The sequence below is a fragment of the Ideonella sp. genome (assembly GCF_041914305.1).
Classification (GTDB): Bacteria; Pseudomonadota; Gammaproteobacteria; order Burkholderiales; family Burkholderiaceae_C; genus Ideonella.
Genome location: NZ_JAYSDQ010000013.1, coordinates 76,427 through 101,826, shown reverse-complemented (window position 1 = coordinate 101,826; position 25,400 = coordinate 76,427). Strand labels below are relative to the sequence as shown.

Annotated in this window: 14 protein-coding genes; 7 read left to right on the top strand and 7 right to left on the bottom strand. The window is 68.6% G+C overall.

The genetic code is table 11. From position 1 onward, the window contains the following. Positions 1–120: 120 nt before the first annotated feature. The 4 genes from glk (at position 121) to ACE3SG_RS17590 (ending at position 7,108) form a co-directional block, all read left to right on the top strand. On the top strand, positions 121–1,134 hold the full coding sequence (gene glk, locus ACE3SG_RS17605; protein ID WP_374567173.1) for a glucokinase: 1,014 nt from the start codon (positions 121–123) through the stop codon (positions 1,132–1,134). 62 nt (positions 1,135–1,196) lie between these two features. Continuing rightward, positions 1,197–2,177 carry an alpha/beta hydrolase gene (locus ACE3SG_RS17600; RefSeq protein ID WP_374567171.1) on the top strand — a complete coding sequence of 327 codons (981 nt, stop codon included), beginning with the start codon at positions 1,197–1,199 and terminating at the stop codon, positions 2,175–2,177. 375 nt (positions 2,178–2,552) lie between these two features. Beyond that, positions 2,553–5,465 (top strand): TonB-dependent receptor, encoded by a 2,913-nt coding sequence (locus ACE3SG_RS17595; protein ID WP_374567169.1) that lies wholly within the window; start codon positions 2,553–2,555, stop codon positions 5,463–5,465. A 116-nt stretch (positions 5,466–5,581) separates the two neighbouring features. Next, positions 5,582–7,108: a tryptophan halogenase family protein gene (locus ACE3SG_RS17590; RefSeq protein ID WP_374567352.1), complete on the top strand. Its 1,527-nt coding sequence runs from the start codon at positions 5,582–5,584 to the stop codon at positions 7,106–7,108. 36 nt (positions 7,109–7,144) lie between these two features. Here the strand turns inward: ACE3SG_RS17590 and ACE3SG_RS17585 are convergent, their stop codons facing one another. From ACE3SG_RS17585 to ACE3SG_RS17555, 7 genes are all read right to left on the bottom strand, one after another. Then, on the bottom strand, positions 7,145–8,515 hold the full coding sequence (locus tag ACE3SG_RS17585) for an MATE family efflux transporter (RefSeq protein ID WP_374567167.1): 1,371 nt from the start codon (positions 8,513–8,515) through the stop codon (positions 7,145–7,147). Continuing rightward, positions 8,512–11,205, bottom strand: coding sequence for a glycoside hydrolase family 13 protein (locus tag ACE3SG_RS17580; RefSeq protein WP_374567165.1), 2,694 nt, complete (start codon positions 11,203–11,205; stop codon positions 8,512–8,514). Before ACE3SG_RS17580 ends, ACE3SG_RS17585 begins: the two co-directional genes overlap by 4 nt. Beyond that, positions 11,202–12,836 carry an alpha-amylase family glycosyl hydrolase gene (locus ACE3SG_RS17575; RefSeq protein WP_374567163.1) on the bottom strand — a complete coding sequence of 545 codons (1,635 nt, stop codon included), beginning with the start codon at positions 12,834–12,836 and terminating at the stop codon, positions 11,202–11,204. The genes ACE3SG_RS17580 and ACE3SG_RS17575 overlap by 4 nt, the downstream gene beginning before the upstream one ends. Continuing rightward, positions 12,833–13,723, bottom strand: a complete 891-nt coding sequence (gene malG, locus ACE3SG_RS17570) for a maltose ABC transporter permease MalG (protein WP_374567161.1) — start codon at positions 13,721–13,723, stop codon at positions 12,833–12,835. The genes ACE3SG_RS17575 and malG overlap by 4 nt, the downstream gene beginning before the upstream one ends. A 1-nt stretch (position 13,724) precedes the next feature. Beyond that, positions 13,725–15,278, bottom strand: a complete 1,554-nt coding sequence (malF, locus tag ACE3SG_RS17565) for a maltose ABC transporter permease MalF (RefSeq protein ID WP_374567159.1) — start codon at positions 15,276–15,278, stop codon at positions 13,725–13,727. A gap of 583 nt (positions 15,279–15,861) precedes the next feature. Next, positions 15,862–17,052, bottom strand: coding sequence for a maltose/maltodextrin ABC transporter substrate-binding protein MalE (malE, locus tag ACE3SG_RS17560; protein ID WP_374567157.1), 1,191 nt, complete (start codon positions 17,050–17,052; stop codon positions 15,862–15,864). Then, positions 17,049–18,155: an ABC transporter ATP-binding protein gene (locus ACE3SG_RS17555; protein ID WP_374567350.1), complete on the bottom strand. Its 1,107-nt coding sequence runs from the start codon at positions 18,153–18,155 to the stop codon at positions 17,049–17,051. Before ACE3SG_RS17555 ends, malE begins: the two co-directional genes overlap by 4 nt. 415 nt (positions 18,156–18,570) lie before the next feature. On the opposite strand from ACE3SG_RS17555, the gene ACE3SG_RS17550 reads away from it, so the two are divergent. From ACE3SG_RS17550 to glgX, 3 genes are read left to right on the top strand one after another with little or no spacing between them, the layout of a single operon-like run. Continuing rightward, positions 18,571–21,051, top strand: a complete 2,481-nt coding sequence (locus tag ACE3SG_RS17550; protein ID WP_374567155.1) for a glycogen/starch/alpha-glucan phosphorylase — start codon at positions 18,571–18,573, stop codon at positions 21,049–21,051. A 27-nt stretch (positions 21,052–21,078) separates the two neighbouring features. After that, the gene (gene glgB / locus ACE3SG_RS17545) at positions 21,079–23,271 is read left to right on the top strand and encodes a 1,4-alpha-glucan branching protein GlgB (RefSeq protein ID WP_374567154.1); all 2,193 of its coding nucleotides are present in this window, start codon (positions 21,079–21,081) and stop codon (positions 23,269–23,271) included. Between the two features lie 15 nt (positions 23,272–23,286). Further along, entirely contained in the window at positions 23,287–25,386 is a 2,100-nt protein-coding gene (gene glgX / locus ACE3SG_RS17540; protein WP_374567152.1) for a glycogen debranching protein GlgX, read from the top strand. Positions 25,387–25,400 lie beyond the last annotated feature (14 nt).

Genomic DNA, 25,400 nt, shown 5'->3' with positions numbered 1-25,400 from the left:
CCAACCGGCGGGACCCTCACACGTGCACACAAGCTTTTTCCCCGGCGCCAACGCCTGCGCCCAGATGTCTTCGATCGAACCGGCGCCGGTGACGCGCCAGCCGGCTGCTGGGTGGTGGGCGTGAGCGGCGCGGTCTCGCTGCCGGACGCCGCGTCGTCCTACCCGCGCCTGGTGGCCGACATCGGTGGCACCAACGCCCGCTTCGGCTGGCTGGCGGCGCCCGGCGCCAGTGCCGCCCACGTGAAGAAGCTGGCCGTGCCCGCGTACCCGGCGCCGGCCGATGCGGCGCGCGCCTACCTGGCCGGGCTGGCGGCGGAGCTGGGGGCGGGTTACCAGCCGCCGCGGCAGGCGGCGATCGCGGTGGCCACCGCGGTGAGCGGTGACCGCGTGTCGTTCACCAACAGCCACTGGACCTTTTCGCGCCAGGCGCTGCAAGACGATCTGGGCGTGCAAGGCTTGCAGGTGCTGAACGATTTCGAGGCGCTTGCGCTCTCGTTGCCGCGCCTGGGCGCGGGCCAGCTGCGCCCGCATGGCGCGCTGCCGCAACCACACGGCACGCTGGCCGTGATCGGCCCGGGCACCGGCCTGGGCGTCGGCGGCGTGGTGCAGACGCCGCAGGGTTGGCAGGCGCTGGCCGGCGAGGGTGGGCACAGCACGCTGGCGCCGGGCGACGACTTCGAGTCCGAGATCCTGCGCGTGGTGCGCAAGGACTTCGACCACGTGTCGGCCGAGCGGCTGCTGTCGGGCATCGGGCTGCCGGTGCTGCACCGTGCGGTGGCCGAGGTGCTGGGCCAGCCGGTGGCCGAGCCGTGGGCTGCCGAGCAGATCATGGACCGGGGCCTGGCGCGCAGCGACGAAGCGGCCAGCCGCAGCCTCGATGCGTTTTGCTCGTTTCTCGGTGGTTTTGCCGGCAGCGTGGCCTTGGTGCTCGGCGCGCGTGGCGGTATCTACATCGGCGGCGGTATCGTGCCGCGCATGGAAGAACGTTTCTTTGCCTCGGCATTCCGCGCGCGCTTCGAAGCCAAGGGCCGCTTCCGCGGCTACCTCGAGGCCATCCCCACCGCGCTGATCACCGACACGCTGGTGGCGCTGATCGGCGCTGCCGCGGCGATCGAGCAGCAGACGGGCTGCTGATAATGCGCGGCTGCCGTCGCTGCGTGCTTTCGTCGGCCGCTCGGGGCTGACGGGGGTTCACCGTGCCGCGGCACCTGACGGCTGCGCTGAAGGACCGCTTCGCCGACTGGCGCGAGCGTCTGCTGGGGGTCGACGACCCGTATGCGGCGTGGTCGAGTGCCGCGCCCGATGCGGGCGGGCGCTTCGAGTGCTTCGGGGCCTGGCCCTCGCGGCACGTGGCGCCACGGCGCGTCGATGTCTGGCTGCCGCCGGGCTACAACGAGCCCGACGCGAGCCCGCACGCGGTGCTCTACATGCACGACGGCCAGCACCTGTTCGACCCGGCCACCGCCACGGCCGGGCACCCGTGGGCCGTGGGCCACCATGTGACGCTGCAGATGCTGGCCGGCCGGATGCGGCCGACGATCGTGGTCGGCATCTGGAGCAACGACAAGCGCTACGCCGAGTACGCGCCTTCGGCCGCGCTGCGGCGCCTGCCGGCCCCGCTGTACCAGGCGGCGACGGGTGGGGCGCACGCGCCGCGGGCGCCGTTCGAGGTGCTGTCCGACGACTACCTGCGCTTTTTGGTCGAGGAGCTGAAGCCCGGCATCGACGCGCGCTACCGCACCCGCCGCGGCGCCGCAGACACCGCGGTGATGGGGTCGAGCATGGGTGCGCTGGCGTCGCTGAACGCCCTGGTGACCTACCCCGGGGTCTTCGGCGCCGCGGGTTGCTTGTCGACCCACTGGCCCCTGTCGGTCAACCCGGCGCTGCTGCGGCGCGGCGGCGACGCCCGGCTGCAGGCGATTGCCGAAGCGGGCCGCGACTGGCTGGCCGAAGCGCTGCCGCCAGCGGGCCTGCACCGCTTGTATTTCGACCATGGCGATCGCCATCTCGATCGCCTGTACGCGCCGCACCAGCGGGCCGTCGATGCGCTGGCCGCGGCGCGCGGCTACCGGCGCGGTGTCGACCTGCAAAGCCTGGTCTTTGCGGGCGCCGACCACCACGAGCGCGCCTGGCGGGCCCGCCTGGGCCCGGCGCTGGCCTGGCTGCTGCCGGCCTGACTTCCCCCCGAACTTTCTCCCAGCTCCTGCCGCGTTGACTTGGCAAGCGCTGAAAGCGCTCGTCAGGGAAAGCCCGCGCCTTGTTTGTGGCTAAAACCGCAATATGTAGTCACACTACAAGAGACGTCATCACCAAGTACGCCCCATGTTTGGGCATTTTGATGAGTTGTTCATGCGGCTGGAGAGGCTTTCTCCCCTGTAGGCGTGAACTCTTGCGGGGCGCCGTTGCACCACTAAGGGATTGCCTGAGGTGTTCGGTAATCTAGTTTTAGTACAGAATTCCTTACAAGCTGCAAATCAGGCGCTTCTGTCTGCGAGGGAAGAACCGTCGGGTTGGGCTGTGGTGTGTGTTCCAAGAGCTTGAGGAGTCCCCCCATGACAATGACCAACAAGAAGCGCCAGGCGAGCCATCAGGGCTACGCGCCGCGCAGCGCCTTCCAGATCAACCCCGTTGCCGCGGCATGCTCGGCGTTGATCTTTGCAAGCGGCATGGCCTACGCGCAGGCTGAGCCCGCCAAAGAGGCCGACAAGAAAGACAAGGCGACCGAAGAGGTCCAGACCGTCACGGTGACGGGCATTCGCCGCGGCATCGAGGCGGCGATCGCGATCAAGAAGAACTCCGACTCGATCGTTGAAGCGATCTCGGCCGAAGACATCGGCAAGCTGCCCGACGTCAGCGTCGCCGAGTCGATCTCGCGCCTGCCGGGCGTGACCACGCAGCGCAGCACCGTCACCGGCCGCGCGCAGCAGATCAGCGTGCGCGGCATGGCGCCCGACTTCAACGGCGGCCTGCTGAACGGCCGCGAGCAGGCCTCCACCGGCTCCAGCCGCAGCGTCGAGTTCGACCAGTACCCGGCCGAGCTGCTGGGCAGCATCGTCGTCTACAAGACGCCCGACGCGTCGCTGATGGGCCAGGGCCTGTCATCGACCACCGACATGCAGACCGTGCGCCCGCTGAACTTCGGCGACCGCGCGATCGTTGTCAACTACAAGCACGAGTCGACCAGCAAGGCCGAGAACAAGCCCGGCTTCAGCACCGGCAGCGGCGACCGCGTCTCGCTGTCCTACATCGACCAGTTCGCCGACCGCAAGCTGGGTGTCGCCCTGGGCTACACCCACCACGAGAACAAGGGCGGCGGCCGGCCGAACTTCAACACCTGGGGCGGCTGGGTGGCCGATTCCTGCCCGGCGGCGCCCAACCCCGATGGCTCCTGCCCGGTGGCGACCGTGAAAACCCCGGGCGGCTTCACCACCGACATCGAGACCACCGACTTCAGCCGTGACGCGGCGTTGGCCGTGCTGCAGTTCAAGCCCAGCAAGGAGTTCGAGTCGACGCTCGACGTGCTGTACTCGAAGGGCAAGTTCTCGGTCATGAAGCGCGGCCTCGAAGGCCCGGTCGGTGGCCTGTCTGCCGGCGCCAACGACACCGGCGGCCGGCTGATCGACGCCACCATCGTCGACGGCGTGGCGACCTCGGGCACCTTCACCAACTGGAAGGGCGTGATCCGCAACCACAACGAGGACTACACCGACGAGCTGACGTCCATCGGCTGGGGCAACACCTTCAAGGCCGGCGACTGGAAGCTCAACTTCGACCTGTCGCACTCGAAGGTCACCAAGGTCTCCGAGCGGTTCGAGACGACGGCCGGCATCCCGGGCAACGGCACCCGTGACGACGACACGATCACCTTCAGCGGGTTCGACGGCAGCAACCTGGCCGACGTGCACTACACGAGCGGCCTGAACTACGCCGACCCGAACCTGATCAAGCTGACCGACGTGCAGGGCTGGGCCGGCGCCAATGGCGTGCAGGACGGCTACTACGCCAACCCGACCACGACCGACAAGATCGACGCGCTGAAGTTCGCGGCCGGCCACGACGTGGCCTGGGGCCCGATCATCTCGGTCACCGGCGGCCTGAACGTCTCGACCCGCACCAAGGACCGCGTCACGCGTGAAGGCGCGCTGGTGCTGCCGGGCGCGCTCGACGCCGACGGCAACGTGATCGATCGCCTGGTCTATGCCGACATGCCCGGCGCCACACCCGGCGTCGGCGGCCTGACCGGCATTCCGACGCTGAACTGGAACCCGGCCGGCTCGCTGGGCTCGGTCTACCAGCTCAACCCCTGGTCCGACCACGACATCGTCGGCAAGACTTGGGGCGTGAAGGAGAACGTCAACACCCTGTTTCTGAAGGGCGATATCGACAGCGAAGTGGCAGGCATCGCGCTGCGCGGCAATGTCGGCGTGCAGATGATCGGCACGCGGCAATCGACGACCGGCTTCCGCATCGATCAGTTGAGTTGCGACGGCGGTGCCCACCGTTGCGACTACACCGCGGTCTCGTCTAGCCACAGCTTCACCGACGTGTTGCCCAGCTTGAATCTGGCCGCCGACCTCGGTGGCGAGAACATCGTTCGCCTGGGCTTGGGCCGCGTGCTCGCACGGCCGAACATGGAAGACATGAAGCCGACCATCGACTTCACCATCAAGCGGGATGGGGTGAACCCCGACAAGACACAGCGGGACCCGTACTTCAACGGCACCGCGGGCAACCCAAACCTGGAGCCGTTCCGCGCCAACGCCCTGGATCTGTCGTACGAGAAGTACTTCGGCAAGAAGGGCTACGTCTCGGTCGCCGGTTTCTACAAAGACCTGGACACTTACATCCTCAAAGTGACCGGCCGCGACGCCTACAACTATGCCGATCTGCTAACGCCTGGCAATGAGATCCCACCGTCTGGCACGGTGGGCGACATCACGCTGCCGGTCAACGGCAAGGGTGGCACGATCAGCGGCGTCGAGCTGGCGGTGAACGTTCCGTTCTCGCTCGTCAGCAACTGGCTCGACGGCTTCGGCGTGATGGCCAACTACTCGAACACCGACAGCTCGGTCAAGCTGCCGTCCTCGGGCTTCTCGGGCCAGAACGTCAACACGCCGAACATCCCGCTGCCAGGCCTGTCGAAGGAAGTGACCAACCTGCGCCTGTACTTCGAGAAGTACGGTCTCCAGGTGGCGGTGGCCCGCCGCGATCGCTCGGCCTACCTGGGCTCGATCTCCGACTACCAGGACAAGACCCAGCTGGTCTATGTGAAGGCCGAATCGCAGCTCGACTTGCAGGCCGCCTACGACTTCGACTGGGGCTTCTTGAAGGGCTTCTCGATCCTGGCGCAGGCCAACAACCTGACGAACTCGGAGTATGCGGAATACGATGCCACCAACGGCAACGTCACCAACCGCAAGAAGTTCGGCAAGTCGTACCTCGTGGGCCTGAACTACAAGTTCTGACCCATTGGGCTCGGTGGGTGGTGTGGGCCGCAATGCCAGCCCACCCGCGCGGTGATCGCCGGGGGCCACGAGGCCCCCGTTTCGTTTCTGGTTGACTTTCCATGGCAAGGCGCACGATGCAGACCGACCTGTTGAAAACCATCGTCATCGTGGGCGGCGGCACCGCCGGCTGGATGACCGCCGCGGCCTTCGCCACGGCGCTCAAGGGCCGCTACCGGATCCGCCTGGTCGAGTCGGACGAGATCGGCATCGTCGGCGTCGGCGAGGCGACGATCCCGATGATCCAGATCTTCAACAAGATCGTTGGCATCGACGAGGCCGAGTTCATCCAGGCCACGCAAGGCACGTTCAAGCTCGGCATCGAGTTCGTCAACTGGGGCAAGCTGGGCGACCGCTACATGCACGGCTTCGGCAAGATCGGCCAAGACCTGTGGACCGTGCGCTTCGACCAGTACTGGCAGAAGATGAACGCGCTGGGCCGCGCGAAGCCGCTGGAGCACTACTGCATCACCCGCATGGCCAGCAAGGCCGACAAGTTCCTGCCGCCGCAGCCGAACGTGCCGAACTCGCCGCTGAACGACATCGCCTACGCCTACCACTTCGATGCCAGTCTCTACGCGCGCTTCCTGCGCCGGCTCTCCGAGGCCAGGGGCGTGCAGCGCACCGAGGGGCGCATCGACCATGTCTCGCAGCGCGAAAGCGATGGCCACGTCGACGCGGTGGTGCTGGCCAGCGGCGAGCGCGTCGAAGGGGAGTTTTTCATCGACTGCTCGGGCTTTCGCGGCCTGCTGATCGAGCAGACGCTGAAGACCGGCTACGAAGACTGGACGCACTGGCTGCCCTGCGACCGCGCCCTGGCCGTGCCCTGCGACTCGGCGCCGAAGCTGACGCCCTACACCCGCTCGACTGCGCACCGTGCCGGCTGGCAGTGGCGCATCCCGCTGCAGCACCGCATCGGCAACGGCCACGTCTACTGCAGCCAATTCGTCAGCGACGACGAAGCGGCGGCGACGCTGTTGTCCAACCTCGACGGCAAGCCGCAGGCCGATCCGCGGCCGATCCGCTTCACCACCGGCATGCGCAAGCAGGCCTGGAACAAGAACGTCGTCTCGGTCGGCCTGGCCAGCGGCTTCATGGAGCCGCTGGAGTCGACCAGCATCCACATGATCCAGTCGTCGATCCAGCGCCTGATCGACTACTTCCCCGACCAGGGCTTCAACCCGGTCGACGTCGCCGAATACAACCGCCAGTCGCGCTTCGAGTACGAGCGCATCCGCGACTTCATCGTCCTGCACTACAAGCTGAACCAGCGCGACGACTCGCCGTTCTGGCGCGCCTGCGCCGACATGCCGATCCCCGACTCGCTGGCGCACAAGATCGAGCTGTACAAGGCGCACGGCCGCATGGTGCGCACCGACAACGAGCTGTTCACCGAGTTCAGCTGGCTGCAGGTGTTCGAGGGCCAGAACCTGGTGCCCCAGGCCTACCACCCCCTGGTCGACCTGCAATCCGAGGCGTCGATCGCCGAATACCTCGAGAGCGTGCGCCAGGTCATCGTCAAGTGCGTGGAGGTAATGCCCGACCACCAGGCCTACATTGACCAGCATTGCAGGGCGCCGGCGCCGAAGCCGGCGATGGTATGAGAGCCTGAGCCGCCCGCGCCACGGGGCGGGCAACCGTCAGGCGCTGGCCTGCGCCGCCCGCAACCGCCGCCGCACCGCCCGCGCATGCGGCAGCCAGCCCAGCGTGGCCCAGCGGCGCCACATCAGCAGGCCGCGGATCCACTCGTCGGCGGCGTAGGCGACCCACAGGCCGGGCAGGCCCCAACCGAAGTGGATGCCGAGCAGCCAGCTGCCGCCGGCCAGCACGACCAGCATCGAGAGGGAGCCCACGGCGACCGGGTAGCGGGCGTCGCCGGCGGCGCGCAGTGCGTTGATCACGACCAGGTTGAAGGTGCGGCCGGGCTCGAGCACGATGGTGATCCACAGCAGCAGCTGGCCCGAGGCGATGATCTGCGGGTCGTGCGTGAACAGGCGCAGCAGCCACGGTGAGGTGAGCGCCACGACGCTGGCCACCGCGACGCTGACGATCAGCCCGCGCGCCATCGCGCGGCGCACCAGCTTGTGGGCGTCGTGCCAGTGCCCGGCGCCGATCAGGTGGCCGACCAGGATCTCGACGCCCAGGCCGGTGGCCAGGCCGAACAGCAGCACGCCGTACATCAGCTGCGAGGCATAGGCCTGCGTGGCCAGCGCCTGCGCGCCCAGGTGCGCGGCGACCGAGACGCTGACCATGAAGGCCAGCCGGTAGGCGATGTTCTCGGCCGCGCCGGGCAGGCCGATGTGCAGCATGGCGGCCAGCTCGCGCCGCGGGGCGTGCCACCAGTCGCGCCCGTGCGGAACCAGGCTCAGGCGCAACCGCCAGAGCCAGAGATGCAGGCCGACGCCGAACACGCGGCTGAGGCCGAAGGCCATCGCATAGCCCGGCAGGCCGAGCGCAGGCAGCGGGCCGGCGCCGGTCATCAGCGGGATCGCCAGCGCCAGGTGGCTGGCGTGCATCGCGATGATCACGGCCAGCGTGTCGCGGGTGCGCAGGTGCGCGCGCATCACGCCGGCCATCGCGGCGTTCCAGGCGTCGAGCAGCAAGGCCGGTGCGAGCAGGGTGAGAAAGGGCACCGCCAGCGGCATCACCTCGGCCGGCGCACTCATCAGCCGCAGCATCGGCGCGGCGCTGAAGAACAGCAGCACAGCCGTCGTGCCGCCCATCCAGCTGCTGGCGCCCAGCGCCGCACGGGCCACGTGGTCGGCGCCTTCGCGGTGGCCGCCGCCCAGGTTCTGCGTGATCACCACGCCGATGCCGGCGCCGATGATGCGAAAGACGATGAACAGCGTCGCGAAGATCTGGTTCGACAGCGCGAAGGCGGCGCCGGCCGCGTCCGACGTGCGGGCCGCGAGGGCCGTGCCGGCGATGCTGACCCCGATGCCGAGCAGGAACTCGACGAACAGCGGCCAGGTGAGCGTGAACAGCCGCGGCCGCGGCGGGGCAGGGGTCATTCAGTTGACGATAGCAGCACGGCGCCACCGAGTGCGGGCAGCTGCAGCGTCAGGTGCCGGTTATTCGCAATCGTGGTCGGGTGCTGATCGGCGCTCAAGGCATTGGACCAGCGCGCCGGCGCACCCGCCGGCAGCGTGACCGTGACGGTCTTCGCCGCGTCGGCATTGTTGGTGGCGGTGATCGCCCACCGTGTGCCCAGGCGACGGGCCAGCACGATCACATGCGCATCGGTGAACAAGGGCGCGTCGAGGCTGCCGCGGCGCAGCACCGGCTCGGCGTGGCGCAGGGCGATCAACCGCTTGAACTCGGCCAGCATCGCCTCGTCGGGCTGGCCGCCTTCGTCGGCCCAGGGGTAGGTCGCGCGGTTGTAGGGGTCGTCGCCGCCGGTCACGCCGACCTCGTCGCCGTAGTACACCGCCGGTGCGCCGGGGAAGGTCATCTGGAACAGCAGCGCCATCCGGTAGCGGCGCTTGGCCAGCGCGATCGCCTCGGGCGTTGCGTCGTTCGTCCAACCGAGCACGTGCAGCGAGCGCGCCTGGTCGTGCGTCGACAGCAGGTTCATCAGCGCATAGAAGGCCTGCGGCGGGTAGGCCTCGCGGATCGCCTCGATGTTGCGGTAGAGCAGGCTCGCATCGCCGCCCGCTGCGTATTCGAGCAGCGTGTTGCGGAAGATGTAGTTCATCGTCGAGTCGAAAGCGTCGCCGAGGAAGTACTTCGAGCTGTCGAACCAGGTTTCGGCGATGGTGATCGCATCGGGCCGGTGGGCCTTGATCGCGGCGCGCCATTCGCGCCAGAAGTCGTCGGGCACCCAGGGCGCCACGTCCATGCGCCAGCCGGCTGCGCCGCGGTCGAGCCAGGTCTTCATCACCGAGTTCCGGTCGCCGTAGGCAAAGGCGCGCCAGGCCGGTGAGGCCTTGTCGAGCTCGGGCAGGTCGCGCACGCCGACCCAGCCCTTGAATTGCTTGTCGGGGTCGGCCTGCTTTGCGTCGAGCGTGAACCAGCTGGCGTAGGGCGAGGCCGGGTTGATGCGGCCGTCCTGGAACGCGCCCTGGTCGCCGTGGTTGCCGTAGCGGTTGAAGTAGACCGAGTCGCTGCCGACGTGGTTCAGCGACGCGTCGGGGATGACGCGGATGCCGCGCTTGGCGGCCTCGCGGCACAGGCGCTCGAAGTCGTCGTTCGTGCCGAAGGCGGGGTCGACGCGGTGGTAATCCGCGGTGTCGTACTTGTGGTTGCTGGCCGCCTGGAAGATCGGCGTCATGTAGATCGCGTTGGCGCCGAGCTCGCGGATGTAGTCGAGCTTGTCGATGATGCCGGCCAGGTCGCCACCGAAGAAGTCGTTGTTGTAGACCGCGTCAGAGCCGTCGCCGGTGCCGGGCTTCCACGGCTTGTCGTTCCAGTTCTTGTGCAGCTCGACGGTCTGGTCCTGGTAGCGGTCTTGGCCCGGCTTGGGGTCGTTGCGCTTGTCGCCGTTGCGAAAGCGCTCGGGGAAGATGTAGTAGTAGACGAGGTCGGGTGCGTAGTCGGGCACCTTGAAGCCGGCGTCGTAGACGGTCTGGCGAAAGCGGCGGATGGCGCTGGTGCGCGTGGGCAGCGGCGCGACCGAGCCGGCGCCGTGGCTGCCTTTCTCACGCGTCCAGAAGACAGCCTCGGCGTTGTTCTGCAGCACGAAGGCCTGGCCGTCGATCTCGGCTTCGAACCAGTAGCCGTAGACGGCCTTGGCGCCGAAGCGATGCTGCGCGGTCCAGCGTTCGTCGCCGTTGCTGGTGGCTTCGCGCACCATGGGGACGCGGGCAAGCGGCAGGTAGGCCAGCACCTCTTGGTTGCCTTCGAGCTGGCGCTGCTCGACGACCAGGGTCAGCTTGGTGACACCCGGGCGGGCCTCGACGCTGAACTGCACCGGCGTGTGCTCGACGATGGCGCCGAAGGGCGACTTGTGGGCGAGCGAGCGCGAATCGAAGCGCAGGCTTTGCGCCACCGGGTGCTCGACCGGGCGCGCGTTCGGGTCGGCAAAGGTCTTCGGGCCCAGGCTGATCAGCGGCCGCTCGGCGACGATCACCGCGCGCAGCGTCTGCTCGCCGTCGAATTCGAGCGTCTGCCCTTCCGAGGTCAGCGATGGTGTCCACGCGGCATCGGCCAGCTTGAACTCGTGCCTGCCTTTGAGCCGGGTGTTCAGGTAGTAGGCGTCGCAGCTGTACTGCAGCGCGTATTCATCGAGCGCGGCCCAGTTGTTCATCGAGCCGCGCAGGTACAGCACGGTGTCACCGAACGGCGGTGCCGCGCTGGGGCAGTCTTCGACGCTCAGGGTCGGGGTGGCGAGGGTGTCGGTGCTCATCGTCAGCGTGATGCGGTGGGTGCCGTGGAAACGGCGCGTGAGGTCGGGGCCCTGGCGCTGCAGCTGTGCGCCGCGGCCCTGGCCGAAGTCGGCATCGGGCGACCAGGGTTCGTCGCCGATCTTGAATCGCTGGTCACCGCTGAGGCGGGTGACCAGCACGTAGCGGTCGCAGGCCCAGCGCAGGCGGTGGGGCTCGTCGGCGGCCCAGGCGTTGAAGCTGCCGCGCAGGTACAGCGGGCGGCCGGCCAGCGGGTCGGCCGAGCAGGTGGGCGCGGGCGCGGCACTGGCCTGCGCCGCGAACAGCCCGAGCGCCATGCCGACGACGTGGACCAGGCGGTGCCGCGCGCCACCCGTCATTGCACCCGCTTGTAGTTGGTGTAGCCGCCGGGTGGCGCGACATCGGGCTTGAGCACCAGGAACGAGCCGGCCGGCACGGTGACCTGCAGCAGCGCCGAGTTCACGCGCAGCGGCTCGGCCGGCTTGGCCGTGTCTTGGGGCGCGCCCAGCAGGTCGACCAGGCGCGTGTTGTCCATGATCTTCGAGTCGGGGATCAGCACCGTGTCGGTGACGTCGGCGTTGCCCGGGTTGACCAGCACGAACACGGCGTCGCAGGCCCGGTCGGTGTAGCGTTCGAACGCGAACAGGCGCTGGCTTTCGAGCAGGCGGAAGTTGCCGACCCTCAGCGCGCGCTCGCCGCGGTGCATCCTGACGAGCTGCTGCGTCCAGGCCAGCGCGGCGTTGTCGGGCGCGGCCAGGTCCCAGCGCATCGGCGCGCGCATCTCGGGGTCTTCGCCGCCCAGCATACCGAGCTCGTCGCCGTAGTACAGGTTGGGCGAGCCGGGCAGCGTGAACTGCAGCACCTGCGCGAGGCGTCGCTGGCGCTCGTCGGGCAGCGTGGTGGCCAGGCGCGCGGTGTCGTGGTTGCCCAGGTACACCCAGCTTTTCAGCATCGGCTCGACACCGGTCTCTTCGACCATGCGGTGGACCATGCGCGCCGCGGTGGGGGCATCGAGCTGGCCACTGGCGGTGCGCAGGATCAGCTGGCGCAGCGTGAAGCCCAGCAGGCCATCGACGGCCGGGAACCACTCTTTCGGGTAGTTGGCGATCTCGCCGATGACCAGCGAGCCGGGCTTCTCGCGGTGTGCGGCCTGGGTCAGTTCATTCAGAAAGTCAGGGCCGATGTCGAAGGCCACGTCGAGCCGCCAGCCGTCGATGCCGTCGCGCAGGTAGCCGCGCACCACCGAGTCGGGCTTGGCGTAGAGGTGGTCGCGAACCTCGGGGTTCTCGAGGTTCAGCTCGGGCAGGTTCTGCGCCAGCGCCCAGGTGCGGGCGCCGCCCTCGTACTGCGGGCCGAAGACGAACCACTGGCGGTACGGGTTGTCGACGCTCGCTTCGGCCTGCTTGAACAGCAGCGAGTTGCGGCCCATGTGGTTGAACACGCCGTCCAGCACCAGCTTCATGTGGCGGCCGTGCAGGTTGGCGGCCAGGGCTTTCACGTCGTCGCGCGTGCCGTATTCGGGCGAGACGATCTTGTAGTCGAGCGCGTCGTACTTGTGGTTGGTGTAGGCCAGGTGGATCGGGTTCAGGTACAGCACGTCGGCGCCCAGCTGCTGCACATGGTCCAGCTTGCTGCCCAGGCTGGCCAGGTCGCCGCCCCAGAAGTCGATCTCGTGGCTCCAGACCTTGGCCTCGGGCAGGTACTTGCCGGCGCGCGGCAACTCGTCCCAGCCGCGCAGCACCTTGGGCGCGGGGTAGAGGTAGCGCTTGGCATCGAGGTTCGCGCTCGGCGCGAAGCGGTCGACCAGCACCTGGTAGACCACGGCACCGTTGCGCCAGTCTTTCTCGCGCGCCTCGAAGGTGCCGGCCAGGGCTGCGTCGAAACGGTTGGCCTGGGGGCTGGCCTTTGGCGCCGCGGGGGCGGCCAAGGCCGTCACGGCGACCGTCACGGCGACCAGCGCAAACCCGGCGCGGAGCAGGCGCCGGGTCATCCCTTGACCCCACCCGAGGTCAGGCCCGAGACGATCCAGCGCTGCGCGGCCAGGAAGACCAGCGTGATCGGCAGGCCGCTCAACACCGCGGCGGCGGCGAAGTCGCCCCACAGGAACTTCTGGTCGTAGAGGTAGAACTTGGAGCCGACCGCCAACGTGAGGTTGGGCTCTTCGCGCAGCAGCACCGAGGCGACCGGGTACTCGATGATCGTGCCGATGAAGGCCAGCACGAACACCACCATCAGGATCGGCACCGCCATCGGCAGCAGCACCAGGCGGAAGGCTTGCCAGTGCGTCGCGCCGTCGACCTTGGCGTTCTCTTCGATGTCGACCGGGATGGTGTCGAAGTAGCCCTTGATGGTCCACACGTGGGTGGCCACGCCGCCGAGGTAGGCCACGATCAGCCCGGTGTGCGTTTCGATGCCCAGCCACGGCAGGTGGTTGCCGATGCCTTCGAAGATCGCGTAGATCGCCACCAGCGCCACCGCGACCGGGAACATCTGCAGCAGCAGCATGCTGTTGAGCAGGCTGCGCTTGCCGGCGAACTTGAGCCGCGCGAACGCATAGGCCGCGGTGGTCGAGATAGCGACGATCAGCAGCGCCGAGAGGGTGGCGATCTTGATCGAGTTCCACAGCCACAGCAGCACCGGGAACGGCGGCTCGATGCGCACGCCGTCGGCGCCGACATGGGCGATGCCAAGCGCGAGCTTCCAGTGCTCGAGGCTGATCTGGGTGGGGATCAGCGAGCCGGTGGCGAAGTTGCCGGGCCGCAGCGAGATCGAGACGACCGCGAGCAGCGGGAACAGCGTGATGGCGATCAGCGCCCACAGGCCCGCGTGGGCCGCAAGAAGGCGCCAGCGTTGGCGCTTGCCGGTGACGATGGCCATGTCAGTTCTTTCCCGCTTTCGCGTCGCCGGTCAGTTTCAGGTTCACCAGCGACATCAGCGCGACGACGACGAAGATCAGGGTCGAGATCGCGGCGGCCAAACCGAAGTTCGCGCCGGCGTCGGTGAAGGCGATGCGGTAGGTGTAGCTGACCAGGATGTCGGTGGTGCCGGCCGGCAGCTTGGTGTTCAGGTAGTCGGGCCGGCCGTCGGTCAACAACGCGATCAGCACGAAGTTGTTGAAGTTGAACGCGAAGGCCGAGATCAGCAGCGGCGTCAACGGCCGCGCGATCAGCGGTGCGGTGATCTTGAAGAAGTTGGTCAGTGGACCGGCACCGGCGATTGCTGAAGCCTCGTACAGGTCTGCGGGGATGGCCTTCAACAGCCCGGTGCACAACACCATCACATACGGGTAGCCGAGCCAGGTGTTGACGATCAACAGCATCGCGCGGGCCAGCGTCGGGTCGGCGAACCAGGCCGGGCGCACGCCGAAGAGGGCATCGAGGATCGCGTTGATCTCGCCGAAGTTCTGGTTGAACAGGCCCTTGAAGACCAGGATCGAGATGAAGCCCGGCACCGCATAGGGCAAGAACAGCAGCGTGCGGTACAGCGTGCGGTACTTCAGCGCCTCCCAGTTCAGCAGCACCGCGAGCGTCATGCCGATCATGGTGGCGAACAGCACGGTCAGCGCCGAGAAGACGACCGTCCAGCCGAAGATCGAGACGAACGGGCCGCGGAAGTCCGCGTCGAACATCATCCGCGTGTAGTTGGCCCAGCCGATGCCTACCTTGAAGCCGGGCTGGATGTGCTCGCCGCGCTCGTTCTCGAAGTAGCCGCTGTCGCGGTTGGGCCGGTAGACGGTGCCCGAGGGCTGCTGGATCAGCGCACCGTTGTCGCCGGCTTTCCACAGCGGCTTCAGCGGGCCGTATTCGCGCACGCCGGTGTAGTGCAGCGTGGTGCCGTCGGGGCGTTGCAGCACCAACTCGCGCAGCGTGTCGCGCCGGGCCAGCACCTCGCGCAGTGACAGCGGCGCGCTCAGGTCTTGCGCGGCCGGGCTCAGCATCACCGGGGTCTTGGGCGCGGCGCCCTGCGGCAGCGGCGGCGTCGTGAGCACCTCGCCGCCGTCGGCGCTGGTCAGCTTGATGCGCAGCGCCGAGCCGTCGGCATACAGCGTGCTGGCCATCGCGTGCGCTTCATCGACATCGCTCTGGTCGAGCAGGTAGGCGCGGGCGCGGTCTTCGCTCAGCAAATGGGCCGACGAATAGTTCGTGAAGCCGATCTGCATCGTGTACAGCAGCGGGAACGCCACGAACAACAGCATGCCCGCCACACCGGGAAACAGGTAGCGCCACGCCAGCGTCTTGGCCGACGCGTAGGTGTAGACGCCCGACATGCCGAGCGCGAGCGCGGCGGTGCCGACCAGCAGTTGGCCCGTGGATGCCAGGCGCCAGGTCAGCCACAGCACGGCAACCGTCGCGAAGGCGGCGATGGCGTAGGTGATGTAGCGCTTGTCGCTGGGGCGCGGCTGCACCGGATTCGGAAGGGTGAGGGTGCTCATGGTTCTAGCGCCTGCGCGATGGTGGAGCGGGCCGGGAGCCGGTACCCGCCCGGGCTCATGTGTCCGCGCCCTCGGCTGCGCCGAGGGTCCCCTGCGATGCTCGAGCATGTGGCCGCTGTCGAACTCGCTTCGCTCACTGCGTTCGCTGCGCTCAGACAGTCGCCAGCGAGCTTGTCAACGAAGCTCGCTGCGCTCGCCGCCACATGCCCTGCGCTTCTCGGCGCAGCCAAAATCGCCCGAGCGGGCACCGGCCCCCGGCCTGTCACGGTGATGGGCGCGCCGTGGGGTTCGTTTGGCGCAGCACCCACGGTGGAATCGGCCGAAGGCTGGTGGGTGATGGGGCGAATTGGCAGCGCCGAAGCGCGCAGGCTTGGTGGCCGCGAGCGCAGCGAGCTTCGTGAACTGATTCGCTGGCGCTTGTTTGAACGCAGCGAACGCAGTGAGCGATGTGAGTTCGACAGCGGCCACGAAGGCGAGCACTGCAGGGCACCCGAGCCGCAGGCGAGGGCGCGGACACCTGAGGCCCGCCGCCCACCGGCCTTCGGCCGCCGCGCCAACCCTTTGGTCGTGAATAGCGCCATCTCTAGTTCACCACCATGCGTGCAGCCGCGCCGTCCAAGGCGTCCTTCGGTGACTGGCGGCCGTTGGTGATCGCCTCCAGCGCCGCGTCCATCGCCGGGAAGAAGCGCTGCGTCTCGGGGATGTTCGGGATCGGCTCGCCGGCGCGGGCGTTCTCCATCGTCGTGCGGATCGACGCGTCGCCCGACAGCTCGGCGAAGTAGGCCTTGTTGGCGGGCGTGCCCAGCGAGACATCGGCCGAGATGGTCTTCAGGCTCTCGACCGTCAACAGATGGTTCTCGATGAACTCGCGCGCCACGTCCTTGACTGCGCTGGGCGCCGTGACCATGCAGCCGAGCACGCCGACGAAAGGCTTGGCGGCGTGACCGGCCACACCCGGCACCGGCGCCACGCCGTAGTCGATGCCGGCCTTCTTCGCGTTGTCCCAGGCCCAGGGGCCGGTGATCATCATCGCGACTTCGCCGCGAGCGAAGCTGGCTTCCATTTCTGAATAGCGCGCGCCCTTGGGCATGTGGCCGTCCTTGATCAGGCGGTCCAGCATCTCGGCGCCCTTCAAGGCGCCGGCGGTGTTGACGCCGACGGCCTTGGGGTCGTAGTCGCCGCTGGCCGTGCGGCCGAAGACGAAGCCGCCCGGGCCGGCCAGCATCGGCCAGGTGAAGAAAGACTTGTTGTAGTCCCACAGCACCGCGTGCTTGCCGTTCTTCTGCAGCTGCTTGTCGAGCGTGATCAGCTCTTCAAAGGTCGCCGGCGGCGTCTTCACCAGCGCCTTGTTGTAGACCAGCCCGATCGCCTCGATCGCCAGCGGATAGCCCCAGGTCTTGCCCTGGTAGGTGAAGGCTGCCCAAGCCGAATCTTCGATCTCGTCGCGTACCCGTTTCGGCGGATGCACCGGCACGATCAGGCCGGACTTGGCCCACTCGCCGACACGGTCGTGCGGCCAGCAGAAGATGTCGGGCCCTTTGCCAGCAGCGGCGGCGGCCTGGAACTTGTCCGGCGCGCCCTCGGGGTGCTGCACGGTGACCTGCACGCCGGTGGCCGCGGCAAACGCATCGCCCACCTTCTGCAAGCCGTTGTAGCCCTTGTCGCCGTTGATCCAGACGAGCAGCTTCAGCGGCGCATCGTTGCCGGCGCCATGCGGCGCACAGCCCGCTAGCGTGGCGAGCGCGGCCAGCGCCAGGGCGCGCAGCCGCTTCATGCGCGGCCCGCCGGGGTCACGCGATCGAAGGCCAGGCCCTGCGCGTCGAACAGGTAGGCGCGGTCCTCGGGCACCGTCAGCGTCAGCATCTGGCCGGGCTGCGGGTGCGAATGCCCATCGAGCTCGCAGGTCAGCGTGTCTTCGGCGCCCGGGTAGTCGCCATAGGCGTAGGTGGTGCCGCCGAGCGATTCGACGAAGGTGACCTTCGCATCGATCGTGTTGCTCTGGCCGCCTTCTTTCAGATGCTCGGGGCGGATGCCCAGCTTGACCGGGGCGCCGGGCTGCGCGCGGGTCGCATCGACCGCGCAGCGCAACGCGGTGCCGCTGGCCAGCTTCACCGTCGCGCCCAGCGCATCGGCCGAGACCAGCGTGGCGTCGAGGATGTTCATCTCGGGCGAGCCGATGAACTTGGCGACGAAGAGGTTGCACGGGTGCTCGTACAGCGCCATCGGCGCGCCGACCTGCTCGATCTTGCCGGCCGACAGCACGACGATGCGGTCGGCCAGCGTCATCGCCTCGACCTGGTCGTGTGTCACGTAGACCATCGTCGTCTTCAGCTCTTCGTGCAGCTTGGCGAACTCGTAGCGCATGCGCACGCGCAAGGCGGTGTCCAGGTTCGACAGCGGCTCGTCGAACAAGAAGACCTCGGGCTTGCGCACGATCGCGCGGCCGATCGCCACGCGCTGGCGCTGGCCGCCCGAGAGATCTTTCGGCTTGCGCTCCAGCAGGTGCTCGATGTTCAGGATCTTGGCCGCCTGGCGCACCGAGCGCTCGACCTCGTCCTTCGGCATCTTGGCCAGCTTCAGGCCGAACGCCATGTTGTCGAACAGGTTCATGTGCGGGTACAGCGCGTAGCTTTGAAACACCATCGCGATGCCACGCTCGGCCGGCGGCACATCGTTGACGACCTTGCCGCCGATCGACAGCGTGCCGCCGGTGATGTCTTCGAGCCCCGCGATCACGCGCAGCAGCGTGGACTTGCCGCAGCCCGACGGGCCGACGAAGACCATGAACTCGCCGTTGCGGATCTCCAGGTCGACCCCGTGCAGGATCTTGGTGGCGCCATAGGCCTTGGCCACGCCTTGCAGCTTCACATCCGCCACTTCGTACCTCCGCACCGTGCGGCCGCTTCGGGCCTGCCGGGCTTGTCTCGCATCACGCCGTTGTTGCTTGCGGGCGACCCACCGTTGCGGGCGGGCGCCACCCATCCGCCAGCGGTGTCGACAGCCGGCAAGAATGTAGAGAATATACATTCATGACTACAGCAACACAATCTGACTTTCATTGTTGACGCTCGGTTGTAATCAATGAAATCAAGCACTTATGATTGAGTGCGGGTTTTCCATATGTAGTCAAACTACAATCGACTCGCCGAATCTTGGATACTTCCGTTGCGTTCACGTGCCGCCTTGGCCGCGCGTGGGCGTTCCGGGCCTGGCAACGGGCTCTTGAGGCCGCCGGCCCCGCATGGGCGAGCGGGCCCCCAACACGGAACAACGCTTCACTGTGAACACCACCATGACCGCCCCGAACCGCCCCACCACTGCCGCCGACGACGGCGCGCTGCGCGCTGCGTTCCGGGCTGCCTTCGAGCGTGAGATCGGCCTGGCCACGCAGGGCGCGAGCGCCGAGGCCGCCTTGCGCGCGGCCGCCGCCGCTTGCCGCGAGCTGCTGGCCCAGCGCTGGGCGCGCACCCAGGCCGAAGACGCCGGCCCCGACGGGCAGCGAGTGTCGCGCCGGGTCCATTACCTGTCGATGGAATTCCTGATGGGCCGCGCGCTCGGCAACGCGCTGGCCGCGCTCGGCCTGGAGGGTGAGCTGCGCGACCAGCTCGCCAAGCTGGGCCATTCACTGCCCGACGTGCTCGAGCGCGAGAGCGATGCCGCGCTGGGCAACGGTGGCCTGGGCCGTCTGGCGGCCTGCTTTCTCGACGCTTTCGCCGAGCAGGGCCTGCCCGCGTTCGGCTATGGCCTGCGCTACCGCTACGGCATGTTCGCGCAGGGCATCGAAGGCGGCCGCCAGGTCGAGCGGCCCGATGACTGGATGAAGCTCGGTGAGCCGTGGGAGCTGCCGCGCCCCGAGCTGCGCTACCCGGTCGGCTTTGGTGGCCGTGTGGCCATCGGCGCCGACCTGCGCCACCACTGGGAGCCGGCCGAGCGCCTGGTCGCCTCGGCCTTCGACTTCATCGTGCCGGCGCACCACAGCGAGCGTGTCGCCACGCTGCGCCAGTGGCAGGCCAGCGCGGCCGACCCGATCGACTTCAACGCCTTCTGCCATGGCGACTACGCCGCCGCCTCGCGCCACCAGCTGGCGGCCGACACGCTGAACTGGGTGCTCTACCCCGACGACTCCACCGCCGCCGGCCGCGCGCTGCGCCTGAAGCAAGAGGCCTTCCTCGTCAGCGCCTCGCTGCAAGACCTGATCACCCGCCACCTGCGCGAAGGCCAGCCGCTGGCCACGCTGGGCCGGCGCAACGCGATCCACCTGAACGACACCCACCCCGCGCTGGCGCCGGCCGAGCTGATGCGCCTGCTGCTCGACGAGCACCACCTGCCGTGGCACCAGGCCTGGGCGATCACCTCGCAGGCGGTTTCGTACACCAACCACACGCTGATGCCCGAGGCGTTGGAGACCTGGCCCGTCTCGCTGTTCGAAGAGCTGCTGCCGCGGCACATGGGCATCATCTACGAGATCAACCACCGCTTCCTCGACGAGGTGCGCAAGCGTTTCCCGCACGACCACGCGCGCGTCGCCCGCATGTCGCTGATCGACGAGGGCGGCGACCACAGCGAGCGCCGGGTGCGCATGGCGGCGCTGGCGATCGTCGCGTCGCACAAGGTCAACGGCGTCTCGGCGCTGCACAGCGAGCTGATGGTGCAGACCATCTTCGCCGACTACGCCGCGCTGTGGCCCGAGCGTTTTCATAACGTGACCAATGGGGTGACGCCCAGGCGCTGGCTGGCGCAGGCCAACCCCGGCCTGGCCGGCCTGCTGGACACGCGCATCGGCACCGCCTGGCGCAAAGACCTGGGCCAACTGGCCGCATTGAAGCCACTGGCCGCCGACCCCGCGCTGGGCCGCGAGTTCATGGCCGTCAAGCGCGCGAACAAGCAGCGCCTGGCCGAGCGCATCGGGCGCGAGCTGGGCCTGGTCGTCGACGTCGACAGCCTGTTCGACGTGCAGATCAAGCGCATCCACGAATACAAGCGCCAGCTGCTGAACCTGCTGCACGTGGTGGCGCGCTACCAGGCGATCGTCGACAACCCGCAGGCCCCAGATGGGAGTGATTGGGTGCCGCGCACCGTGGTGATCGCCGGCAAGGCGGCCTCGGCCTACCAGGCGGCCAAGCTGATCATTCGGCTGGCGCACGACATCGCGGGCACGATCAACCACGACCCGCGCGTGGCCGGCCGCCTGAAGCTCGCCTTCTTGCCGAACTACAGCGTCAGCCTGGCCGAGACCATCCTGCCGGCGGCCGATTTGTCCGAGCAGATCTCGACCGCCGGCACCGAAGCCTCGGGCACCGGCAACATGAAGTTCGCGCTCAACGGCGCGGTCACGATCGGCACCTGGGACGGTGCCAACATCGAGATGGCTTCGGGCATGGGTGTCGAGAACATGTTCGTCTTCGGCCTGCGCACCGAAGAGGTCGCGCAGCTGGTGGCCAAGGGTTACCAGCCGGCGCGCTACGAGCGCGAGAACGTGCAGCTGCAGCGGGTGCTGAACGCGATCGACAACGGCCTGTTCTCGCCCACCGAACCCGAGCGCTACCGCCCGCTGATCGACCACCTGCTGGGCATCGACCGCTACCTCCTGCTGGCCGACTTCGCCGACTACGTGGCCACGCAGGCCAAGGTCGACGCGCTGTACCGCGACCCGGCGGCCTGGGCCGAGCGCGCGATCCGCAACGTCGCCGGCATGGGTTGGTTCTCGGCCGACCGCACGATCCGCGACTATGTCGAGCGGGTCTGGGTGGCCCCGGAGGTCGGTGTAAGCTGATCGGCTGTCTCCTAGAAAGCGAAGAAGATGCTCGGTGACTCGCACGTCCAGGCCCTGCTCGCGGCGCGCCACCCCGACCCGTTCTCGGTGCTGGGCCTGCACCCGGAGGAAGACGGCCAGATGTGGCTGCGCGTCGTCTGGCCCAGCGTGGCCGCGATCGACGTGCTCGACGCCAAGACCGAGCGCAAGCTGACGACCTTGGCGCACCGCGACCCGGACGGTTTTTTCGAAGGCCCGATCCCGCGTCGCAAGCTGCGTTTTGCCTACCGCCTGAAGTTGTATGACCCGCAGGGCCTGGTGCTCGGCGAGGTGGCCGATGCCTACGCCTTCGGCCCGCAGCTGCCCGAGAGCGACCTGCTGGCGCTGAAGGCCGGCCGCCACCCGCGGCCCTACACCGTGCTGGGCGCCCACGCGGTGGTGCAGCAGGGTGTGGCCGGCGTGCGCTTCGCGGTCTGGGCGCCGATGGCGCGGCGCGTCAGCGTCGTCGGCGATTTCAACCAGTGGGATGGTCGCCGCCACCCGATGCGCTACCGCCACGAGGCGGGGGTGTGGGAGATCTTCGTCCCGCACGTGATCGAGGGTGATCTCTACAAGTTCGAGCTGCTGGCGCGTGACGGCACGCTGCTGCCGCTGAAGGCCGACCCCTACGCGCGCGCCGCGCAGCTGCGGCCCGACACCGCCAGCAAGGTGGCGCCGCTGCCGCCGGTGCGCGCGCTGCCCGAGGGCCGCGCAGCCGCCAACCGGCGCGACGCGCCGATCTCGATCTACGAAGTGCACGCGCCCTCGTGGCGGCGCCTGGGCAGCGGCCCGTTCCCGAGCTGGGACGACCTGGCCGAGGCGCTGCCCGAGTACGTGGCCGACATGGGCTTCACCCACATCGAGCTGCTGCCGATCACCGAGCACCCGTACGACGGCTCGTGGGGCTACCAGACGCTGGGCCAGTACGCTGCCAGCGCGCGCTTCGGTGCGCCCGAAGGGCTGGCCCGCTTCGTCGCGGCCTGCCACGCGCGTGGCCTGGGCGTGCTGCTCGACTGGGTGCCCGCGCACTTTCCGAGCGACGCGCACGGCCTGGCGCAGTTCGACGGCACGGCGTTGTACGAATACGCCGACCCGCGCGAGGGCGTGCACCGCGACTGGAACACGCTGATCCCGAACTTCGGCCGCTACGAGGTGCGCGAGTTCCTGGCCGGCAGCGCGCTGTACTGGCTCGAGCGCTACGCGGTCGATGGCCTGCGCGTCGACGCGGTGGCCTCGATGCTGTACCGCGACTACTCGCGCCCCGCCGGCGAGTGGGTGCCCAACGTGCACGGCGGGCGCGAGAACCTCGAGGCGATCGCGCTGTTGCAGCAGGTCAACCGCGTGCTGGGCACCGAGGCGCCGGGCGCGGTGACGATCGCCGAAGAGTCGACCGCCTTTCCCAAGGTCTCCGCGCCCACCGATGTCGGCGGCCTGGGCTTCCACTACAAGTGGAACATGGGCTGGATGAACGACACGCTGGCCTACATGCGTGAGGACCCGGTGCACCGCCGCTGGCACCACGAGAAGATGAGCTTCGGCCTGGTCTACGCCTTCAGCGAGAACTACGTGCTGCCGATCTCGCACGACGAGGTGGTGCACGGCAAGGGCTCGATGATCGCCAAGATGCCGGGCGACGACTGGCAGCGCTTTGCCAACCTGCGCGCCTACTACGGCTTCATGTGGGGTCACCCGGGCAAGAAGCTGCTCTTCATGGGCCAGGAGTTTGCGCAGCCCGACGAATGGCACCACGACGCGCACCTGCCCTGGCGCCGGCTCGACGACCCGCGCCACGCCGGCGTGCAGAGCCTGGTGCGTGACCTGAACCGCCTGTACCGCACGCAGCCCGCGATGCACCGGCTCGATTGCGAGCCCGAGGGCTTCGAGTGGATCAGCCACGACGACGCCGAAGCCTCGGTCTTCGCCTGGCTGCGGCGCGACAGCGCGGGCCACGCGGTGATCGTCGTCAGCAACTTCACACCGGTGCCGCGCGAGGGCTACCGCCTGGGCGTGCCGGCGGGGGCTGGCGGCAGTGCCGGTGCATGGCGCGAGGCGCTGAACACCGATTCGGCGCATTACGGCGGCAGCAACATGGGCAACAAGGACGCGAGCCTGCCCGTCGAGCCGCTGCCCGCCCACGGGCGTGACCACTCGATCGTGCTGACCCTGCCGCCGCTGGCCACGATCTTCCTGATCCCGGCTTGACCCTCTACCGTGCCGATGCATCACAGCCTGCCCCTGCAGCTGCTCGAAGGCCGCCATGAGCCGATGGGGGCCCACCCCCGCGACGGCGGCGTCAATTTCGCCGTCTTCTCCGAACACGCGCAGCGCATCGAGCTGTGTGTGTTCGACGGCTCCGGCTCACGCGAACTCAAGCGTTATGCGCTGAGCGGCCCGCACGACGGTGTCTTCCACGGCTTTCTGCCCGGCGTCGGGCCCGGCCTGGTTTACGGCTTGCGCGCGCATGGCCCGTACCGGCCGGAAGACGGCCACCGCTTCAACCCGCACAAGCTGCTGCTCGACCCCTGCGCGCGCGAGATCGTCGGCCGCTTCGCCTGGGCGCCCGAGCACCACGGCTACGAGCTCGGCCACCCGGAAGGCCCCCGTTCGTTCGACACGCGCGACAACGCGGCGCGGGCCCTGAAGGCGCGGGTCGCCGAGCCGCTGGGCGAGGCACCGGGACGCCGCAACGCGCCGCGCCACGCCCCGGCCGAGGTCGTGCTGTACGAGGTCCACGTCAAGGGCTTCTCGAAGATGCACCCCGGCATCCCCGAGGCCTTGCGCGGCAGCTACGCCGCGCTGGCGCACCCGGCGGCGATCGCGCACTTCAAGGCGCTGGGCGTGACCACCTTGTCGCTGCTGCCGGTGCAGTACGCGGTCGACGAGCCGCACTTGGCCGACAAGGGCCTGACCAACTACTGGGGCTACAACACGCTGGGCTTCTTCTGTCCCGACCCGCGGCTGGCGACGCAGCGCGACGACCCGGCCGCGGTGACGGCCGAGTTCCGCGAGATGGTTGCCGCGCTGCATGCGCATGGGCTCGAGGTGGTGCTCGACGTGGTCTACAACCACACGCCCGAAGGCAACGAATTCGGCCCGACGCTGAGCTTTCGAGGGCTCGACAACCGCAGCTGGTACCGCCTGGTGCCCGACGACAGGGGCCGCAACGAGAACCTGACCGGCTGCGGCAACACGTTGCAGGTGGCACACCCGCGGGTCGCGCAGTTCGTGCTCGATTCGCTGCGCTACTGGGTCCACGAGATGGGGGTCGACGGCTTCCGCTTCGACCTGGCGCCGGTGCTGGGTCGCACGAACCACGGCTTCGAGCCGAACGCCGCGTTCTTCGCCGCGCTGCGGCAAGACCCGCTGCTGGCCCAGGTGCATTTGATCGCCGAGCCGTGGGACGCCGGCCACGAGGGCTACCAGGTCGGCCGCTTCCCCGGTCGCTTTCTCGAGTGGAACGACAAGTTCCGCGACGCGGTGCGAGGCTACTGGCTCGGCCGCGAGGCCAACGCCCAGGTCAGCCGCGGCGAGTTCGCGCGCCGCTTCACCGCGTCGAGCGACTTGTTCCACCACGGCCAGCGCTCGCCCAGCGCGTCGGTCAACTTCGTGGCGGTGCACGACGGCTACACGCTGAACGATGTGGTCAGCTTCGGCCACAAGCACAACCACGCGAACGGCGAGCACAACCGCGATGGCCGCGACGGTGAGCTGAGCGCCAACTTCGGGGTCGAAGGCGAGACCCGCGACCCCGCCATCCGCGACACGCGCGAGCGCGTGCGCCGCGCGATGCTGGCCACCTTGGTGCTGGCCCAGGGCACGCCGATGCTGAACGCCGGCGACGAGCTGGGCAACAGCCAGGGCGGCAACAACAACGCCTACTGCCAGGACAACGCGACCGGCTGGCTCGACTGGGCCGGCGCCGATGCCGGCCTGACGCGCTTTGTCAGCGCGTTGACGGCGCTGCGGCGCGAAGAGCCGCTGCTGCACCACGACCGCTGGTTCTGCCAGCCGCCGGGCGGGCCGGGCGATGCGTTCCTGACCTGGCTGACACCGGTCGGCAGCGAGATGCACGTGCACGACTGGCACGAGGCCGGTTGCCTGGCGTTCGCCTGCCGCATCCGCGCGCACGACCCGCGCGTGTCGTCGCTGCTGCTGCTGTTCAACCCCGACGTGGCGCCGCAGCCCTTCACGCTGCCGCCCGGCCATTGGCAACTGAGGCTGGACAGCAGCGGCAGCCTGCCACCCAACCACGCCACCGCCGCCAGCGGCCACCTGACCGCCCCCGCAAGAAGCCTGCTCGTCCTGCGCAGCACCTGAAGATCACAAGAGGA

Excerpts from the sequence above, each read along its gene's own strand:
- malE (WP_374567157.1), bottom strand. The coding sequence starts at position 17,052 with ATGAAGCGGCTGCGCGCCCTGGCGCTGGCCGCGCTCGCCACGCTAGCG.
- ACE3SG_RS17595 (WP_374567169.1), top strand. The coding sequence starts at position 2,553 with ATGACAATGACCAACAAGAAGCGCCAGGCGAGCCATCAGGGCTACGCG.
- ACE3SG_RS17580 (WP_374567165.1), bottom strand. The coding sequence starts at position 11,205 with ATGACGGGTGGCGCGCGGCACCGCCTGGTCCACGTCGTCGGCATGGCG.
- malG (WP_374567161.1), bottom strand. The coding sequence starts at position 13,723 with ATGGCCATCGTCACCGGCAAGCGCCAACGCTGGCGCCTTCTTGCGGCC.
- glgX (WP_374567152.1), top strand. The coding sequence starts at position 23,287 with ATGCATCACAGCCTGCCCCTGCAGCTGCTCGAAGGCCGCCATGAGCCG.
- ACE3SG_RS17550 (WP_374567155.1), top strand. The coding sequence starts at position 18,571 with ATGACCGCCCCGAACCGCCCCACCACTGCCGCCGACGACGGCGCGCTG.
- ACE3SG_RS17590 (WP_374567352.1), top strand. The coding sequence starts at position 5,582 with ATGCAGACCGACCTGTTGAAAACCATCGTCATCGTGGGCGGCGGCACC.
- ACE3SG_RS17585 (WP_374567167.1), bottom strand. The coding sequence starts at position 8,515 with ATGACCCCTGCCCCGCCGCGGCCGCGGCTGTTCACGCTCACCTGGCCG.
- glgB (WP_374567154.1), top strand. The coding sequence starts at position 21,079 with ATGCTCGGTGACTCGCACGTCCAGGCCCTGCTCGCGGCGCGCCACCCC.
- malF (WP_374567159.1), bottom strand. The coding sequence starts at position 15,278 with ATGAGCACCCTCACCCTTCCGAATCCGGTGCAGCCGCGCCCCAGCGAC.
- ACE3SG_RS17575 (WP_374567163.1), bottom strand. The coding sequence starts at position 12,836 with ATGACCCGGCGCCTGCTCCGCGCCGGGTTTGCGCTGGTCGCCGTGACG.